This window comes from Micromonospora chaiyaphumensis, from assembly GCF_900091435.1.
Lineage (GTDB): Bacteria > Actinomycetota > Actinomycetes > Mycobacteriales > Micromonosporaceae > Micromonospora > Micromonospora chaiyaphumensis.
Genome location: NZ_FMCS01000015.1, coordinates 98,621 through 114,774 on the forward strand (window position 1 = coordinate 98,621; position 16,154 = coordinate 114,774).

General features: G+C 72.2%; 15 protein-coding genes and 1 pseudogene. 6 read left to right on the forward strand and 10 right to left on the reverse strand.

The genetic code is table 11. The annotated features are described in order from the left end of the window. Positions 1 to 56: 56 nt before the first annotated feature. A complete protein-coding gene (locus GA0070214_RS29775) occupies positions 57 to 2,036 on the reverse strand; it encodes a potassium transporter Kup (protein WP_091269849.1) in 1,980 nt (659 codons plus the stop codon). 125 nt (positions 2,037 to 2,161) lie between these two features. On the opposite strand from GA0070214_RS29775, the gene GA0070214_RS29780 reads away from it, so the two are divergent. Continuing rightward, positions 2,162 to 3,466, forward strand: a complete 1,305-nt coding sequence (locus GA0070214_RS29780) for an alpha/beta fold hydrolase (protein WP_091269850.1) — start codon at positions 2,162 to 2,164, stop codon at positions 3,464 to 3,466. Positions 3,467 to 3,499: 33 nt separating this feature from the next. Here GA0070214_RS29780 and GA0070214_RS29785 read toward each other — a convergent pair whose 3' ends face one another. Further along, positions 3,500 to 4,330, reverse strand: coding sequence for a PIG-L family deacetylase (locus GA0070214_RS29785; RefSeq protein WP_091269851.1), 831 nt, complete (start codon positions 4,328 to 4,330; stop codon positions 3,500 to 3,502). A 75-nt stretch (positions 4,331 to 4,405) separates the two neighbouring features. Between GA0070214_RS29785 and GA0070214_RS29790 the strand changes: the two genes are divergently transcribed. Further along, on the forward strand, positions 4,406 to 5,119 hold the full coding sequence (locus GA0070214_RS29790; RefSeq protein ID WP_091269852.1) for a hypothetical protein: 714 nt from the start codon (positions 4,406 to 4,408) through the stop codon (positions 5,117 to 5,119). A 24-nt stretch (positions 5,120 to 5,143) separates the two neighbouring features. On the opposite strand, the gene GA0070214_RS29795 is transcribed toward GA0070214_RS29790, so the two are convergent. Both GA0070214_RS29795 and GA0070214_RS29800 read right to left on the reverse strand, forming a co-directional pair. Further along, positions 5,144 to 6,430: an MFS transporter gene (locus GA0070214_RS29795; protein ID WP_091269853.1), complete on the reverse strand. Its 1,287-nt coding sequence runs from the start codon at positions 6,428 to 6,430 to the stop codon at positions 5,144 to 5,146. Positions 6,431 to 6,551: 121 nt separating this feature from the next. Next, a complete protein-coding gene (locus tag GA0070214_RS29800; protein ID WP_091269854.1) occupies positions 6,552 to 7,262 on the reverse strand; it encodes a DNA alkylation repair protein in 711 nt (236 codons plus the stop codon). Between the two features lie 100 nt (positions 7,263 to 7,362). On the opposite strand from GA0070214_RS29800, the gene GA0070214_RS29805 reads away from it, so the two are divergent. Continuing rightward, positions 7,363 to 8,232: an aminoglycoside phosphotransferase family protein gene (locus GA0070214_RS29805; RefSeq protein ID WP_244167911.1), complete on the forward strand. Its 870-nt coding sequence runs from the start codon at positions 7,363 to 7,365 to the stop codon at positions 8,230 to 8,232. Between the two features lie 100 nt (positions 8,233 to 8,332). Continuing rightward, positions 8,333 to 9,055 carry a VOC family protein gene (locus tag GA0070214_RS29810; RefSeq protein ID WP_091269855.1) on the forward strand — a complete coding sequence of 241 codons (723 nt, stop codon included), beginning with the start codon at positions 8,333 to 8,335 and terminating at the stop codon, positions 9,053 to 9,055. A 23-nt stretch (positions 9,056 to 9,078) separates the two neighbouring features. On the opposite strand, the gene GA0070214_RS29815 is transcribed toward GA0070214_RS29810, so the two are convergent. The 5 genes from GA0070214_RS29815 to GA0070214_RS29835 form a co-directional block, all read right to left on the reverse strand. After that, entirely contained in the window at positions 9,079 to 11,133 is a 2,055-nt protein-coding gene (locus GA0070214_RS29815) for an amylo-alpha-1,6-glucosidase (RefSeq protein ID WP_091269856.1), read from the reverse strand. A 4-nt stretch (positions 11,134 to 11,137) separates the two neighbouring features. Next, the gene (locus GA0070214_RS29820) at positions 11,138 to 11,554 is read right to left on the reverse strand and encodes an SCP2 sterol-binding domain-containing protein (RefSeq protein ID WP_091269857.1); all 417 of its coding nucleotides are present in this window, start codon (positions 11,552 to 11,554) and stop codon (positions 11,138 to 11,140) included. A gap of 124 nt (positions 11,555 to 11,678) precedes the next feature. Continuing rightward, positions 11,679 to 12,083 carry an arsenate reductase ArsC gene (locus GA0070214_RS29825; protein WP_091269858.1) on the reverse strand — a complete coding sequence of 135 codons (405 nt, stop codon included), beginning with the start codon at positions 12,081 to 12,083 and terminating at the stop codon, positions 11,679 to 11,681. Then, the gene (locus GA0070214_RS29830; RefSeq protein ID WP_091269859.1) at positions 12,080 to 12,817 is read right to left on the reverse strand and encodes an aquaporin; all 738 of its coding nucleotides are present in this window, start codon (positions 12,815 to 12,817) and stop codon (positions 12,080 to 12,082) included. Before GA0070214_RS29830 ends, GA0070214_RS29825 begins: the two co-directional genes overlap by 4 nt. Continuing rightward, complete coding sequence (locus GA0070214_RS29835) at positions 12,814 to 13,179, reverse strand: ArsR/SmtB family transcription factor (RefSeq protein ID WP_091269860.1); 366 nt, start codon at positions 13,177 to 13,179, stop codon at positions 12,814 to 12,816. The genes GA0070214_RS29830 and GA0070214_RS29835 overlap by 4 nt, the downstream gene beginning before the upstream one ends. Before the next feature lie 81 nt (positions 13,180 to 13,260). Between GA0070214_RS29835 and GA0070214_RS29840 the strand changes: the two genes are divergently transcribed. After that, a complete protein-coding gene (locus GA0070214_RS29840; RefSeq protein ID WP_091269861.1) occupies positions 13,261 to 13,719 on the forward strand; it encodes an ArsI/CadI family heavy metal resistance metalloenzyme in 459 nt (152 codons plus the stop codon). Between the two features lie 235 nt (positions 13,720 to 13,954). Beyond that, positions 13,955 to 15,739, forward strand: coding sequence for an N-acetylglutaminylglutamine amidotransferase (locus GA0070214_RS29845; protein WP_091269862.1), 1,785 nt, complete (start codon positions 13,955 to 13,957; stop codon positions 15,737 to 15,739). A gap of 13 nt (positions 15,740 to 15,752) precedes the next feature. Here GA0070214_RS29845 and GA0070214_RS29850 read toward each other — a convergent pair. Continuing rightward, positions 15,753 to 16,154: pseudogene (locus GA0070214_RS29850) on the reverse strand (type I glutamate--ammonia ligase); the annotation flags it as partial.

Below are 16,154 nucleotides of genomic sequence, written 5' to 3' on the forward strand. Positions count from 1 at the left end.
GGGAAAACACCGGGTACCTCCGGATCGCGTGCTCGGCAACGGCTGAACCCGGCCGGTCAGACCGCGACCTCGGCGCTGAGGACGATGGTGCGTTCCTCGGGCAGGTGGAGGAACTCGGTGTGGCTGGCGGCGTTGTGCGCGAGGGCGATGAACAGGCGCTTGCGCCAGACGGCCATGCCGGGCTGGCGGGTGCAGCGCAGCGTGATCCGTGAGACGAAGTAGGAGACCTGGTCCAGGTCGAGGTGGACGTCCCTGGCGAGCGGGTGGGCGGCCGCGCGGCGAAGGACCTCGGGGAAGTCGGTGGGGTCCTGGAAGCCGAAGAGGGCGTCGATGTGGATGATGCCGTCGTTCGGGTCGCCGAGGTCGTCGATGGTGAGGCGCTTGTCCCACGGCAGGTGCGGGACGTTGGCCGTGCGACCCGTGATGATCACGATCTTCTCGTGCCGGACGTGGTAGTGCGCGACGTTCGCGCGCAGCGCCAGGGGCGTCGTCTCCTTGTTGGGATGGGGGAACACCGCGGTGCCCGGCACCCACGGGATGTTCGTGGCGTGCAGGGTCTCGATGAACTCGGGGAGCGGTCCTTCCCGTTCGATCCGCCGGGCGGTGACCAGTTCGGCACCGCGGCGCCAGGTCAGCAGGACCGTGAACAGGACGGTCGCGATGAGCAGCGTCAGCCAGCCGCCGTGGGTGACCTTGGCCAGGTTCGCCGTGAAGAAGGTGAGCTCGATGCTGCCGAACACGACCCCGAACACCACCAGCCGCCAGGTCGGCCAGCGCCAGCGGGCGCGCGCGACGACCAGGAAGAGGGTCGTGGTGATCATGAAGGTGCCGGTGACCGCCACCCCGTAGGCGGCGGCGAGGTTGGTGGATGAGCCGAACGCGAACACCACCACGAGGACCGCCACGAACAGGCCCCAGTTCACGCCCGGGGCATAGATCTGCCCGTACTGGCTGCGGGAGGTCTGCCGGATGCGCAGGTGCGGCAGGAAGCCCAGCCGCATGGCCTCCCGGGACACCGAGAACGCTCCCGAGATCACCGACTGGGACGCGATGACGGTGGCCACGGTGGCCAGGACGACCATCGGCAGCTGCGCCCAGCCCGGCAGCAGCAGGAAGAACGGGTTGTCCCGGCTCTCCGGCGCCCGGAGGATCAGTGCGCCCTGCCCCAGGTAGTTGAGTGTCAGCGCGGGGAAGACGACCGCGAACCAGGCCCGGCGGATCGGGGCGCGACCGAAGTGCCCCATGTCGGCGTAGAGCGCTTCGGCGCCGGTGATCGACAGCACCACGGCGCCCATGGCGATGAACGCGATGACCGGGTGGTCGACGACGAACAGGGCCGCGTACGTCGGTGACAGCGCGGCCAGGACGTCCGGGTGACGGATGACCTCGGCCGCGCCGGCGACGCCCAGGCAGGCGAACCAGATCAGCATGATCGGCCCGAACACGGCGCCGACCCGTCCGGTGCCCCAGCGCTGGATGGCGAACAGCAGGGTGAGGATCACCGCCGACACCGGCAGCACGACCACCTCCCACGTCGGGGATATCACCTCCAGCCCCTCCACCGCGGACAGCACCGAGATCGCCGGGGTGATCACACTGTCGCCGTAGAAGAGGGCCGCCCCGAGGGCCCCGAGCGCCAGCACCGAGGCGGCCCGCCGTTCGCTGACCTTGAGCAGCGCCCTCCGGGCCAGGGCGGCCAGGGCCATCACCCCGCCCTCGCCCTCGTTGTCGGCCCGCAGGATGAAGATGACGTACTTGACCGACACGATCAGGATGATCGACCAGAAGACCCACGAGATCACCCCGTACACGTCGGGGACGTCCGGGGTCAGGTTGCGGTCGAGGGTGAAGACCGTCTTCAACGCGTACAGGGGGCTCGTGCCGATGTCGCCGTAGACCACGCCCAGGGCGCCCAGCACCAGGCCGAGCCCCGCCGCCGAGCGACCCGGCGCCGACGTCCGGGACGCTGTCCCACCCTCGTCCGCCGGCTCGTCGTCACCTGCCCCGGACTGCTCGTTGCCCGCGCGTTCCGCCACCCCATAGGCATACCAACTCCGGACCGCTCGCACGCCGGACCTGCGAACCTTGGTCAGGGCACCGGCCCGCGCGGCAGCCGGCGGCCGCCGATGTTCGCACCGCGCCACCTTCGGAAAGGGAACCCGTGCCGACCTACCGTCAACCGGGCACCGTCATCACCGACCACCGCTTCCGCCTACCGCTCGACCACGCGGACCCGGCCGGCGAGCGGATCGAGGTGTACGCCCGCGAGGTCGTGGCCGCCGGCCGGGAGCGGGAGCCGCTGCCCTGGCTGCTGTTCCTCCAGGGCGGGCCGGGCGGCCGGTCACCGCGCCCGGTGGGCCGCGACACCTGGCTGGACCGGGCGTTGGACGACTACCGGGTGCTGCTGCTGGACCAGCGCGGCACCGGCCGCTCCACGCCCGCCGACCGGCACACCCTGCCGCGGCGCGGTGGCGCGGCCGCGCAGGCCGGGTACCTGGCGCACTTCCGGGCTGACTCGATCGTCCGGGACTGCGAGCTGATCCGCCGGGAACTGCTCGGCGACGCCGGGCGCTGGAGCCTGCTGGGCCAGAGCTACGGCGGCTTCTGCACCCTCACCTACCTGTCGTACGCGCCCGAGGGCATCCGCGAGGCCCTCGTGACCGGAGGCCTCCCGGGGCTGCGCAGCACGCCCGAGGCCGTCTACCGGGCCGCCTATCCGCGGGTGGGGCGCAAGGTCGAGGCGCACTACGCCCGCTACCCCGAGGACGTCGACACCGTCCGCGCCGTGGTGCGCCACCTGCGGGAGCAGGAGGTACGGCTGCCCGGGGGCGGGCGGCTGACGGCCGAGGCGTTCCAGGCGCTCGGCATCATGCTGGGCACCGGCAGCGGCTCCCACACGCTGCACTACCTGCTCGAGGACAGCGTCCGGGCGCCCGGGCACCCGTTCTCCGACTCGTTCCTCGCCCAGGTCGAGAGCCACCTGTCGTTCGCGGCCCGTCCGCTCTACGCCGTCCTGCACGAGTCGATCTACGGCCAGCGGTCGGTGTCCCCGCAGGGCACCGGATGGGCCGCCGAGTCGGTGCGCGCCGAGTTCCCGCGGTTCGACGCCGACCGGGCCCTGGCCGACGGCGTCCCGATGCTGCTGACCGGCGAGATGATCTATCCGTGGATGTTCACCACCGACCCGGCGCTGGCCCCGCTGGACGAGGTGGCGGAGCTGCTCGCCCGGCGGGAGGACTGGCCCGACCTCTACGACCCGGGGCGACTGGCGCGCAACGAGGTCCCCGTGGCGGCGGCCGTCTACCACGACGACATGTACGTCGACACCGACGACTCGCTCGCCACGGCCCGCTCGGTGCGCGGCCTGCGCACCTGGATCACCAACGAGTACGAGCACGACGGCCTCCGGGTCAGCGAGGGCCACGTCCTCGACCGGCTGATCCGGATGGTCCGCGGGGAAGCGTGACGCCTGTCGTGTCGCTGTCCTCGGAAGCCGCGTTCAGCGCAGGCCGGCGAACAGGTCGTCCTCGCGCGCCGGCGCGCCGGTGGTGTCACGGACCCGGACGAAGGTCTCCACGCCCATCAGCTCGGTGAACCGGTCCTGGCCCAGTTGCAGGAAGAAGATGTTCTCGGCCTGGCTGGCGTGCGCGGCCAACGACTCGAACTTCTGGGCGCCGTAGGCGCTGGTGTCCACCCAGGTGGTGATCTCGTCGTCGGGCAGGCCGAGCGTGGGCATCTCGTCCGACGGCCCGTCCGGCTCGGGGAACTCGACGCCGATCTCCTTCATGACGCGGCCGAACTCCTCGAACGCGCTGCGCGGCACGGTGGTCCAGTAGACCTTCGCGGGGATGCCGGTCTGCTCGACGGCGGCCATGGTGACGCGGTGCGCCTGGATGTGGTCCGGGTGGCCGTAGAAGCCGTTCTCGTCGTAGGTGACGACGACGTCGGGCCGGTAGCGCCGGATCAGCTCGGCCAGCCGGTCGGCCGCCTCCGCCACGGGCGTGTTCCAGAACGCGTCGGGCAGGTCGTTGGTCGCCCAGCCCATCATCCCGGAGTCGGCGTAGTCGAGCGTCTCCAGATGCGTCACCTTCAACGCCTCGCAACTGGCCACCAGCTCGGCCCGGCGCATCGCCACCACGGACTTCGGGTCGTGCCCCGGGTCGCCCGGCTTGACCCCGCCGGGCCCGTCGCCGCACCCCCCGTCCGTGCAGGTCACGAGCACCGTCGTGACGCCCTCCGCCGCATAGCGGGCGAGGATGCCGCCGGTGCTCGTCGCCTCGTCGTCGGGGTGCGCGTGCACCGCCATCAGGGTCAAAGATCGGTCCGCCACCCCATCACCATACGAGGTACGTCCGACGCACTAGCATTTGCGCGGTCCGGGACGGCTCTGCTGAAACGAGGCGACATGCGTTGGCTCCGGCGGTTGCTGGGTGGCGGGCGGCTCCAGCTCGATCCGGAGCGGCAGCAGGCGCTGCTGCGGGAGGTCCGGCACCGCTACGGCGCCCACGCACGGATCCGGTTTCCCGACCAGGTCGAGGCGGTCACGCGAGAGCTGGACGGCGACGACGGCCTGGTGGTGGCGGCCCGGATTCTGATCGAGGCCGCCGACGAGGCCCACGCGGACCTGCTGGCCCAGGCCCACGAGGTGCACCGACGGACGGGCCGCCGGCTCCTGGTGCACCGCCGGAACTACCGGCCGCTGTGGAAGGAGGCCGGCCCGGCGCTGCGGTGGCCGCTGTTCGCGCTGCCGGGTGGCTTCCACCCGTACGCGCAGGTGGCCGCCGCCGTCGCGGTGGTCGGCAGCCGGGCGGCCCGGCTCGACCGGGTGACCGACCCGAACCCGCTCCTGACCCGCGTGTTCGAGCTGCTCGACCTCACCACCGCCGGCTGGGAGTACGGGCGGGTGCGGGTGGACACCGACGCCGCCGCCCTGGCCGCCCGACTCATCTCGACCGCCGGGCGGGTCCTCGCGACCATGGCGGACCCACCCCGGCTGCCACCGGCGGTCCGTGAGCAGATGCGCCGCAACAACACCGTGGACGTCCACGACCCGACCGGCCCTCGGGTCGTCGGCGGCATCAACCTGGGGGCCACCATGCGGGAGACGCTGCTGGCCTGAGGCATCCTGCGCGCGTCAGTCGTGTCAGCCGCCGGTCCCGGCTCCCTGCGGAACGCCCGGCGGCGGTTGCGCGGCGGCGGTTTCCGGCTCGGGGTCGGCCCCGGGCCCGCGATCCGGGCGGCGGGGCAGCAGCAGCGGGCTGGTGAGAATCAGCAGCCCGGCGACCATGATCGCGATGCGGGGGCTGGTGGCACTGGCGAGCAGCCCGCCGAGCGCGCTCAGGACGGCGATGCAGGCGTTGCTGCTGATCGACCAGGCCGACAGCGTGCGGGCGATGCGGTCCCGGGGGGTGTGTTCGAGCCGGTAGGTGGCGAGCACCGGGTTGTAGAGGCTCATGCTCGTGATGATGGCCAGCTCGACGGCGATCACCGTCACGAGACCGGTGACGCCGGGCTGGACGAAGGCGAGGCCGATGAGCCAGATCGCGCGCAGCGTGCCGACGGTGCGGAGGATCCGGTGCGGGCCGTACCGCGCCACGACACGGCGGGCCAGGCGTGAGCCGATGAGCCCGCCGACGCAGGGCGCGGCGAAGGCGAGGCCGTACTGCCAGGGCGGGAACCCCAGCTCGTCGAGCAGCAGCACGGCCAGCAGCGGTTCGGTGGCCATGATGAGCCCGCTGACGAGCAGCTGGTTGAGGTAGAGCGGGCGCAGGCCGGGATGGGTCAGCAGGTGACGCCAGCCGTCGAGCAGCTCGCCGGCGCGGACCCGGCGCCGGTCGGTGCGCCGCGGTTGCTCCTCCCGGCCCCGGATCGCCGTGAGGCCCAGCGCGGAGAGCAGGTAGCTGAGCGCGTCGGCCACCACGGTGGTCACCGGTCCGAACAGGCCGACGGCCGCGCCGCCCAGCGGCGGCCCGACGGCGATGGAGCTCCACGTGGTCGACTCGAACCTCGCGTTGGCCACGAGCAGGTCGTCCGGCCGGACGAGGGCCTTGAGGTAGGCGCCGTTCGCCGCCTGAAAGGTGATCTTGGCGGCGGCGACCACGGCCGTGACGATCAGCAACTGGACGAAGCTGAGCCGCCCGACGGCGTAGGCGACCGGAATCGTCATCATGGCCGCGAAACGGGCCAGGTCCATCGCGATCATGACCGGGCGCTTGCGGCGGAACTCCACCCAGGGCCCGAGCGGCAACGCGATCAGGGCACCCATCGCGGGCCCCACCGCCGACAGTGCGGACACCTGAGCGGGGCTCGCGTGCAGCACCAGCAGGGCGATCAGCGGGATCGCACCGAACCCCAGCGCCGAGCCGTAGGCGCTTATCGCGTAGGCCGCCCAGAGCCATCCGAACTGCCGGCCCAAGGATCGTCTGGCCATGCTCCGCACCCCCCGCCGCGGACCACCTGTCGCCGGTCCCCGGGTGATCGAAGCAGGGTCGAGTCGGCGAGACAAACCGATCCGGCGGCGCGCCACGACCGGGATTGGATCTCCCGATCAGCTAGACCGTGCCGGCCAGGTACTCCCGGCGCCGCTGCGGTTCGAACTTCTCGATGGCGTAGCGCAGCATGACCCGCGGCATGGCCCGGTAGTGCCGGGCCAGGAACTCCTCCTCCGCCGCCCGGTCCCGGTTGCCCACCTCGCGCAGCATCCAGCCCACCGCCTTGTGGACGAGGTCGTGCGGGTCGTGCAGGAGCCGTTCACCGAGGCGGAAGGTCCACCGGAAGTCGCCGACCCGGATGAAGGCGAACGTCGCCATGACGGCGATGCGCCGGTCCCACAGCAGGCTCGACCCCGCCAGCCGGTCGAGGACGCTCCGGTCCCGGTCCACCAACCAGGGGCCGACGATGTACGGCGCGGACGAGTCCACCAGGTCCCAGTTGTTGATCCGGTCGGTGTTGGCCAGCACCATGCGGAAGATTCGACCCCGCTCCTCCTCGTCACCCTTGGCGAACTTCCGCACCAGGATGAACAGCGCCGTCAGCCTCTCCTCGTGCACGCCCCCGGTCAGCAGCTCCTCCGTCCCGGCCAGGGAGAGGTCACGCCAGTAGCGGGCGGCCACCCTGCGCTGCTCGGGTACGGAGACACCGATGGCCCGGTCGCCCTCGCCGTACCCGCCCGGGGTCATCTGCAGGAACCGGCTCAGACCCTGGGCCCGCCGCGGGTCCGCGAGGCCGGCGAGTTCGTGCCGGACATCGGCGCTCGTGACCATGACTGTCGAACCTACCGCGCTGCCGGCGAAATCCCGGGGACACCGCCGGGACGTCCGGATAGCCTCCACGGGCACCAGCGAACGGGGGAGGCCCGGCCAATTGCACAGGGACGAGGTACGTACGGACGCCACCCTGGTCCGACGCCTGGTCGGCGGGCAGTTTCCGCAGTGGGCGGACCGGCCGGTCACGCCGGTGCCCTCCGGCGGCACGAGCAATGCGATCTACCGGCTCGGCGACGACCTCGCGATCCGGCTGCCCCGGATCGCGGACGCGGTCGAGCAGGTCACCTTCGAGCACGAGTGGCTGCCCGTCCTCGCGAGTTCCCTGCCGGTGGCGGTGCCGCAGCCGTGTGCCGTCGGCCGGCCGGCCGAGGGGTATCCGTGGCCGTGGGCGATCCATCGCTGGGTCGACGGCGTACACCCGACCGAGGGCAACGTCGATCCGCGACGCTTCGCCGCCAACCTCGGCGCGGTGGTCGCCGGCCTGCAGCGGGCCGACACCGCCGGCGGCCGTGCCGGTTACCGGAGCGGCCCGCTGAGCGGCCGCGACGGATACCTGCGGGAATGGACCGAGGCAGCCCGCGGCGTGGTCGACACCGATGCCGTCCTGGCGATCTGGGAGGACGCCCTGGCCGCGCCGGCCTGGGCCGGCCCGCCCGTCTGGACCCACGGTGACCTGCTGGCCGGCAACGTGCTCGTTCGGGACGGCCGCCTCTGCGCGCTGATCGACTTCGGCGCGGCGGGCGTCGGCGACCCGGCCTGCGACGCGATGGCGGCGTGGGCCCTCCTCGACTCCGACTCGCGCGAGGTCTTCCGCGAGACGGCCGGGTTCGACGACGCGGCCTGGGCGCGCGGCAAGGGCTGGGCGCTGACCTTCATCACCGCGCTGACCTACTACCGGGAGACGAACCCCACGATGTACGCCCTCGCCCAGCGGGCGGTGGGAGCCGTCCTCTCCGACCACGCCTGACCGCTGCGGTCCGCCGAATACTCGGCTGCGGGTGGCGCGGGCTCGCCATAGGCTGCCGGTCGACCGGCAGCACTCGGTCGGATCGGAGATGTGCAGAGGCATGACCTGTCAACTGATCGCCCTGAGCTTCGACGCGAGCGACCCTCAGCGTCTCGCCCGGTTCTGGTCCGGTGTCCTGGGCCGGGAGCTGGCCGATGATCCGGAGGACGGCTTCGTGCTCCTGCCCGGTGGTGACACGGAGTTCGGGATCCGCTTCCTGCCGACGCAGCGGCCGAAGGTCGGCCAGAACCGGGCGCACTTCGACCTGACCAGCACGTCCCTCGAGGACCAGCAGCGGACGGTGGCCCGGGCGCTCGAACTCGGCGGACGGCACATCGACATCGGGCAGGACCCGAACGATGATCATGTGGTGCTCGCCGACCCGGAGGGCAACGAGTTCTGCGTCGTCGGTCCGGACAACAGGTTCCTCGCCGGCTGCGGGGTCATCGGAGCGGTGTCCTGCGACGGTTCGCAGGCGGTCGGCTACTTCTGGAGCGAGGCGCTGGGGTGGCCGCTGGTCTGGGACCAGGACGAGGAGACGGCGATCCAGTCACCGCGCGGTGGCTCGAAGATCAGCTGGGGCGGCCCGCCGTACCTGCCGGCCACCGGCAAGCAGCGACTGCACTTCGACCTCGCCCCGCCGGCCGGCGGGGACCAGCAGGCCGAGGTGGACCGCCTGCTCTCCCTCGGGGCGAAGCGGATCGACATCGGCCAGGGCGGCGTCAGCTGGGGGGTGCTGGCCGACCCCGACGGCAACGAGTTCTGTGTGCTGACGCCCCGGTAGCGCGGCCGTCGTCCACGAGGCGGCTACTCCGCGGCGTCCGCCGCCGTGCGGCTGCGCCCCAGGGCGTCGATGCGGCCCCACCGGCCGGGTATGTCGAGCAGTTCCAGCCGGCCCAGCCCCGGTGGGAGTGCCGGGTCGATGATGAGGTGCTCGTCGTGCGGTTGCAGACCGAGGATCACCCGTAGCAGGAGCAGCGGGGTTCCGGCGGACCAGGCCTGCGGGCTGCACGCGGTCGGGTACTCCACGGGGTACGTGGTGCGGGCCCGGGGGTAGCCGGCGAAGGCTTCGGGCAACCGGCCCTGGAAGTAGTCGGCGGCGTCGAACACGGCCTGGCAGATGGTGGCGGCCTCGCGGCGGTAGCCGTAGCGCCAGAGGCCCCACGCGATGATCGAGTTGTCGAACGGCCACACCGTGCCGACGTGGTAGCCGAGCGGGTTGTAGCGGGCGCAGTCGGTGGCCAGGGTGCGTACGCCCCAGCCGGAGAAGAGCCGGTCGCTGAGCAGCAGTTCGGCGATCCGGCCCGCCCGGGACTCCTCGACGATGCCGCTCCACAGCAGGTGCCCGATGTTCGAGGACAGCGCGTCGACCTGGCGTCCCTCGGCGTCCAGTGCGAGGGCGTAGTACTCGCCGTCGCTGATCCAGAACTCCTCGTTGAACCGGGCCTTCAGGTCGGCGGCCTCGCGTTCGAGCCGGTCGGCGTAGGCGGGGTCGTTCCAGAACCGGCGGGCCAGGCGCGCGCCCCGGATCTTGGCGTCGTAGGCGTAGCCCTGCTGTTCGCAGGTCGCCCGGGGGAACGGTGGCAGGCGCCCGTCACGGTAGGAGATCGAGTCGGGGGAGTCCTTCCAGCACTGGTTGACCAGACCGCTGTCGCGGTTGCGGGTCTCGTACCAGATGTAGCCGGTGCCGAGCAGGTCGCCGTAGGTGTCGATCCAGTCGAGGGCGGCGCGGGCCTCGAACTCGTAGGCGCGCACCACGGCGGCGTCGCCGGTCCAGCGTTCGTACTCGTCGAGCAGGATGACGAACAGGGGAGTGGTGTCGGCGGCGCCGTAGTACGGCGAGTGGGGTTGTTCCTCGAATCCGGCGGACTCGCCGTAGCGCAGCTCGTGGAGGATCTTGCCGGGCTCCTCGTCCCGGAAGTCGTCGAGGCGGCTGCCCTGGCCGTAGGCGAGCGTGCCGAGGGTGGCGGGCACGAGCTGCGGGGTGAACGGCAGGGCCTGGAGGCAGGTGAGGATGCTGTCGCGGCCGAACACCGTCATGAACCACGGCAGGCCGGCGGCCACGAGTTCCTCCGCCATCGTGATGGAGGTGTAGCGGAGCGCGGCCAGGTCCACCAGGCTCCGGCGGTAGGCGGTGGTGATGGACGCGCTGTCGCACCGCAGTCGAGGGGCGGCCGCCGTCCACCGGCGCAGCTGCTCGTCGAGCTCCGCCGGGGACCGGGCCCGGCGCAGCTTGAGGCTGTCGCGGAAGTCGCGCTCGTGGGCGCCCAGCACCAGCGTGCGTACGTGCAGCCGGGTCTGCCACTCCGACTGCGGGGGTACGCGCACCTCGAACGTCATGCCGTCGGCGTCGACCCGGGCGGGCGCGGAGCTGGAGATCACGGTCTCCCGGTGGAAGCTGCCCCGGCGGTAGCGCAGCCGCAGCCGCCCCTCCTCCACGATCGCCTGCACCGGGGCCTTCTTGCCCCGCGGGTTCTTGATCTCGAAGATGTCGGCGAAGTCGGAGCCCATGTCGACGCGTACCGTCAGGCTCGTCTCGGTGTCGGTGTGGTTGAGCACCGCGAGGTTCTCGGTGAAGCTGCCGCCGATGCTGCGATCCCGGATCACCGACACCGTCGCGTCGACGTAGTGGGTCGGTTCGCCGGGGACGAGGAAGAACCGGCTCTCGAAGTACCGGATGTCGTCCACCGACAACGCGTGCAGCCGTTCGCCGTTCACGCTCAACCGCCACGTGGACAGGAAGCGGGTGTCGTAGGAGAACAGCCCGGTGGGCACGCTGGGCGACGGATCCACGTCACCGCGGTCGTCGCAGACCAGGAAGGTGTTGCCGTCCAGGATGCTGATCGACTTCCGGAGCGCCATGCCGTCACACCGGCCCGGCGCGCAGGCGCTCGCGCCACGCCGATCCGTGCAGCGCCCGCCGTTGTGCTGCCTCCCGCGGATCACGGGTGCTCCCGTGCGGTGGGAAGTAGCGTCGGAACGCCAGGATCAGTCGGGCGTCGCCCACGAGGGTGGCCTCGTTGCGCAGCAGCACGGCCGTGGCGGGGGACTCGCCCCGCACCAGCCGGGCGAACACCGCGGGCGTCGTCGTCAGCACGGCGTCGGCGGCCCGGACGTCCCGGTTCACCACCACCTGGTCGGTCGCGCGGAGATCGACGTACCAGTGGTCGGTCGACCCGTGGGTCACCAGGTCCACGCGCAGCGTTCCCCGCACCCGCGGTGGCAGCATGGCCCGCCCCCGCGCCGGTAGCGCACCGAAGAAAGCCTCGATCTCATCGCCCATGCCTGCCCCCGCCCGGTTGCAGCCTAAGGCCACACCAGCTGCGCGAACTGCCGTTTCCGCACGTTGCCTCGACGGCTCGGGTCGCCGCCGCCCGTCGTTCCGCCGCCCGGCGGCCACCGACCGCTCAGGGCCGCTGGAGGCCCTCGACGAGTTCCTCGACGCGGCCGCGGATGTCGTCGCGGATCCGCCGGACGACCTCGAGGGGTTGCCCGGCGGGGTCGGTGAGCGACCAGTCCTCGTACCGCTTGCCGGGGAAGACGGGGCAGGCGTCGCCGCAGCCCATGGTGACGATGACGGCGCTGGCTTCGGCGGCGTCCCAGGTGAGCCGGGCCGGGGTCCGGTCGGTGATGTCGATGCCGACCTCGCGCATGGCCTCGACGGCCACGGGGTTGATCCGGTCGGCGGGTTCGCTGCCGGCGGAACGGACCTCGACGGTGTCGCCGGCGAGGTGGCGAAGCCAGCCGGCGGCCATCTGGGAGCGGCCGGCGTTGTGGACGCACACGAACAGCACGCTGGGCTTGTCGCTCATCGGGCTTCGACCTCCTCGATCCGGTGGGGTACGACCACCGCGTCGCCGGACTGCCCGCTGCCGGGGTACCAGGCGGCGAGCGCGGCGACGGCGACCAGGCCGCCGGCGAGCTGGGCGGCCACGAAGCCGGGCACTGAGGTGGGGGCGATGCCGGCGAAGGTGTCGGTGACGGCCCGGCCGATCGTGACGGCGGGGTTGGCGAACGAGGTGGAGGACGTGAACCAGTAGGCGGCGCCGATGTAGGCGCCCACGGCGGCCGGGGCGGCGGCGGTGCGGCCGGAACGGGCCAGGGCGAAGATCAGGACGACCAGGCCGGCGGTGGCGACCACCTCGGCCAGCCACAGGTTCCCCCCGGCCCGCTCGGTGCGGGACCAGGCCACGGCGGGCACTCCGAACATCAGGTCGGCCAGGACGGCCCCGCTGATCGCGCCGGCGGTCTGCGCGACGGTGTAGGCGGCCAGGTCCCGGGCGGACAGGCCGGTGCCGGCGCGGCGGCCGAGCCACCAGTCGACGGCGGACACGACGGGGTTGAAGTGCGCGCCGGAGACCGGGCCGAAGGTGAGGATCAGCGCCCCCAGCGCCAGGGCCGTGGCGATCGCGTTCTCCAGGAGCTGGAGACCGGCGTCGCTGGGGGAGAGCCGGGTGGCGGCGATCCCGGAGCCGACCACGGCGGCGACCAGGAGGGCGCTGCCGGCGAACTCCGCCGAGGCGCGCCGGGCGAGGGCGAGGCTCACGCGCCGGCCGGGGTGCCGGAGATGTCCAGCAGCGCGCCGAGCTGGCGGAACGCCTCGGGTCGCGCCCGGTACCAGACCCAGGTGCCGCGCCGCTCCGAGTCGACGAGACCCGCCTCGCGCAGCAGCTTCAGGTGATGGGAGATGGTCGGGCCGGACAGGTCGAACGCCGGGGTCAGGTCGCAGACGCAGATCTCGGGCACCGAGGCGATCATCGACATGAGCCGCAGCCGGACCGGGTCACCGAGGGCCTTGAACAACGGTGCGACGACGGCCGCCTGATCGGCGTCCATGGGGCGGACCGCGATGGGGGAGCAGCAGGCGACCGGGTTGAGGTCCACCACCGGCAGCTCTTGTTTCGACATACGTCTAGCTTGACAGACTTCAAAACAGGGTGCAACGTGGGGCTTGCTTCGAAGAACATCTAGACAAGCAGGAGGAAGATCATGTCCCGTGTCCAGCTCGCCCTGCGCGTGTCCGACCTCGACGGCTCCGTGGCCTTCTACGCCAAGCTGTTCGGTGTCGAGCCGGCCAAGCGCCGTCCCGGCTACGCCAACTTCGCCGTCGAGAACCCGCCGCTGAAGCTCGTCCTCCTGGAGGGCGAGGCCGGCCAGCCCACCGTCATGGACCACCTCGGCGTCGAGGTGTTCGACACCGCCGAGGTCACCGCCGCCACCCGCCGCCTCACCGACGCCGGCCTCGTCACGCTGGAGGAGAACGACACCGAGTGCTGTTACGCCCTCCAGGACAAGGTCTGGGTGCGTGGGCCCGGCGACGAGCCCTGGGAGGTCTACACGGTCAAGGCCGACTCCGGCCAGCTCCAGAAGGCGGCGGAGAGCGCCTGCTGCACGCCGGCCGCCGACCCGGAGCCGGTGACCAGCGGGACGGCCGCGAGCTGCTGCTGACCGCCGGCGACCGCGCGCCCGCCGCCCGCTGGGGGAGGCGGGCGCGCGGTGCGTGGGTCACCTCCGGATCGGTGTCGGAGTCGATCAGCCCCGACGCCGAGATCACCCTGCGGGGCCCGTTTCCTCACCGGTGTATCGGGTAGTCCGCGGCCTCTCCTGGGCCGTGCCGCCGGTCCGGCGGTGACGGGCAAGCGGTGTTCGCGTCTTCCGGCAGGCCAGAGGAGGTGCCCTGAGGATGTGCGGGATCAGCGGTGAGGCGCGATTCGACGGGTCCGTCCCGGACGGCGACGCGGTGACCCGGATGAGCGCGGCCCTGCGATCCCGGGGGCCCGACGGGGAGGGCCTGTGGAACGACGGGTGGATCACGCTCGGCCACCGGCGGCTGACCATCATCGACCTCTCCGACGCCGGCGCCCAGCCGATGGTCCGGGACGATCTGGGCCTCACCCTGGTGTTCAACGGGTGCATCTACAACTACCCGCGGCTGCGCGAGGAGCTACGGGCGGCCGGGCACACCTTCCGTTCCACCAGCGACACCGAGGTGATCCTCGTGGCGTACGCGGAATGGGGCGAGGACTTCGTCGACCACCTCGTGGGGATGTTCGCGGTCGTGCTGGTCGACCGGGAGCGGCGCCGGCTCGTGCTCGCCCGGGACCGTCTCGGCATCAAGCCGCTCTACCTCGCCGAGTCCCCGGGGCGGCTACGGTTCGCCTCGACCCTGCCGGCGCTGCTGGCCGCCGGTGACGTCGACACCGGCATCGACCCGGTGGCGCTGCACCACTACCTGTCCTGGCACTCGATCGTGCCGGCGCCCCGCACCATCCTGCGCGGCATCCGCAAGCTGCCGCCGGCCACCGTGCGGGTGGTGGAGGCCGACGGGCGCAGCCGCGAGCGGGTCTACTGGCGGCCCGACTACCAGCGCGACCCGGCACACGCGGCCATGGGCGCGCGGGACTGGCAGGCGGCGGTCGGCGACGCGCTGCGCACGGCCGTACGGCGGCGGCTGGTGGCCGACGTGCCGGTCGGGGTGCTGCTCTCCGGCGGGCTGGACTCCAGCATGATCGTGGCGCTGCTCGCCGAGGCCGGCCAGCACCACCTCCAGACCTTCAGCATCGGCTTCGACAGCCGGGGCGGCGAGAGCGGCGACGAGTTCCACTACTCCGACCTCGTCGCACGCACCTTCGGCACCGACCACCACCGCATCCAGCTCGGCGACGACGACCTGGAGCCGGCGGTCCGCCGGACGATCGAGGCGATGACCGAGCCGATGGGCAGCCACGACGTCGTCGCCTTCCACCTGCTCTCCGAACAGGTCGCCCGGCACGTCAAGGTGGCGCAGTCCGGTCAGGGCGCCGACGAGGTGTTCGCCGGCTACGCCTACCACCAGCCCCTCACACAGGTGCCCCGGGACGGTGCCGCCGAGGCGTTCGCCGCCGCGTTCTTCGACCGGACGCACGCGGAACTGGATCGGGTCGTCGACCCCGCGTACGCCTGCGACCACGACGCCAGCCGCGAGCTGCTCGCCGGGCACCTGGCCGCGCCCGGGGCCGACACGGCGCTCGACGCGGTGCTGCGCCTGGACACCCACCTGATGCTGCCCGACGACCCGGTGAAGCGGGTGGACAGCATGAGCATGGCGTGGGGGCTGGAGGTGCGTACCCCGTTCCTGGACCAGGACCTTGTCACGCTCGCCGCGGCCTGCCCCCCGGAGCACAAGGTCGCGCAGGGCGGCAAGGGGATCCTCAAGGAGGTGGCCCGGGAGACGCTGCCCGCCGAGGTGATCGACCGGCCCAAGGGCTACTTCCCGGTGCCCGCCCTGCGCAACGTCGACGGGCCGGTGCGGCACCTCGTGGCGGAGGCCCTCGCCGCGCCGGCCGCCCGCGAACGCGGCCTCTTCCGGCCCGGGTACGTCGCCGAACTGCTCGCCGAACCGGACCGGGCGCAGGCCGCGGCGGGCAGCAACAAGCTCTGGCAGCTCGGCCTGCTGGAGCTGTGGCTCCAGTCCCACGGCATCAACTGATCGCGAACCGCCGTCAGCAGTCGAAGTACAGGGCGAACTCGTGCGGGGTCGGGCGCAGGCGCACCGGGTCGACCTCGTTGGCGCGCTTCCAGCCCACCCAGGTGGAGATCAGGTCCGGCGTGAACACGCCGCCGTCGAGCAGGTAGTCGTGGTCGGCCTCAAGCGCGTCGAGGACGGCGGGCAGGCTGCCGGGGACCTGCTTGACGTCGCCCCACTCCTCCGGCGGCAGGTCGTAGAGGTCCTTGTCGATCGGGGCGGGCGGTTCGGTCTTGTTCTTGATGCCGTCCAGACCGGCCATGAGCATGGCGGAGAACGCGAGGTAGGGGTTGCTGGACGGGTCCGGCACGCGGAACTCGACGCGCTTGGCCTTCGGGTTGGCGCCGGTGACGGGGATGCGGGTGCAGGCGGAGCGGTT